General features: G+C 58.2%; 1 protein-coding gene. It reads right to left on the bottom strand.

Going from position 1 to position 1,508, the window contains the following annotated elements; genetic code table 11:
• The coding region (locus KGA98_RS28405; RefSeq protein WP_223504979.1) for an arylsulfatase at positions 1 to 1,508 on the bottom strand (1,508 nt) is incomplete at both ends.

The following is a 1,508-nucleotide window of genomic DNA, read 5'->3' as shown; positions in this document are numbered from 1 at the left end:
ACCGACTGGAATTTCTGGTACTTGGAAATTTCCACCGGGCCGTCGTAGGTCATGCTTTGCATTTTGCGTGGAGGGTACTTGGCGTAGGTTTTCATCAGGTTGTTGATCGCGATGCTGATGGGAACCATCGACCAGGTGCGTTCGGTGAAGTTGCTCATGAAAATGTCGTAGCGTTCCTGCGGATCCTGCAACAGGTCGAAGACCTGCGGCACGGTCGCCACGTACTTACTCTCACCTTTCCAGCCCAGGTTGGAATCGACCGCCAAGCCACCGGTCTGGGCGCCGTTATCGCCGCGCAGGTTGAACACGGCCTTGAAGTTGCCGACACGGGCGGCACCAGGGGACAGTTCGTTCTCCGTGAAGTAGAACCATTCCTTGCGTGGAGATGGGCCGGTGCCAAGCAACACCGGGGACATGTCGTAACTGTCGAACATGATCGGCTGACCTTCGCGGTCTTTCTCTGGCAGTTTGATGCCGGCCACCGCGGCAAACGTCGCCATCAGGTCCAGTCCACCGATGATGTCGTGGTTTTTCACCGCGGGTTTGATTTTGCCCGGCCAAACCATGATCGCCGGCACCCGGTTGCCACCTTCACGTACCGTGCCTTTGGTGCCGCGGAAGGGCGTGTAGCCGGCGTCCGGATAAACGTCCTGCCAGGCGCCGTTATCGGTGGTGTAAACCACCAGGGTGTTTTTATCCATTCCCAGCGCTTTCAACTTGTCCATGATGCGGCCAATGCGGGTGTCGAGTTCCACCACCGAGTCGGCGTACTTGGATTTGGAGATCGATTTGTGCACGAACTCCGGTGCTGGCAAGTTCGGCTGGTGCACCTTCATGAAGTTGACGTTGATGAAGAACGGCTTGTCAGATTTGGCGGCGGTGTCGAGGAACTCCATTGCGGCTTTCTCGACATAACCGTCAAAGTAGGGAATCCCAACCACGCCGGGTTTTCCATCAATGACCGGCGTATCAACATACTCGCCATTGATCTTGAACTCCTCGACCGGTTTTTCACCGGCCTTGCCGGACAATGCGCCCTTGGTCACCTTGACGAACATGGCGCGAGTCTCCGGGTCCATGTCCGGGAACCATTCGGGATCTGCGTAGGTGTAGGCGTTGAGATGATAAAGACCGACGTATTTCATGACGTCGTAACCCTGGGCGTTGGGCATTGCATAATCGGCTTCGCCCAGGTGCCACTTGCCGGTGAAGTAGGTGTCGTAGCCACCGGTTTTCAGCACGGAGGCCAAGGTCCATTCCGCTGCCGGCAAGCCACCGCCCTGGCCCTGGAAGGCCACGGTGGTCATGCCGCTTCGGTTGGGAATGCGCCCGGTTTGCATGGCCGCCCGACCCGGCGTGCAACTGGGTTGCGCATAGAACGAGAAGAAGGTTGTGCCTTGCGCCGCCAGTTCGTCGATGCTCGGCGTCGGCATGCCGCGACCCACACCGCCGCCATAGGGGCCCAGGTCACCGTAGCCGGTATCGTCGGATACGATAAAAAGGATGTT

The organism is Pseudomonas sp. BF-R-24 (genome assembly GCF_019947335.1).
Taxonomy (GTDB): Bacteria; Pseudomonadota; Gammaproteobacteria; order Pseudomonadales; family Pseudomonadaceae; genus Aquipseudomonas; species Aquipseudomonas jessenii.
Note: the sequence above shows the minus strand (reverse complement) of the source record. Positions and strands in the feature narration are given on the sequence as shown.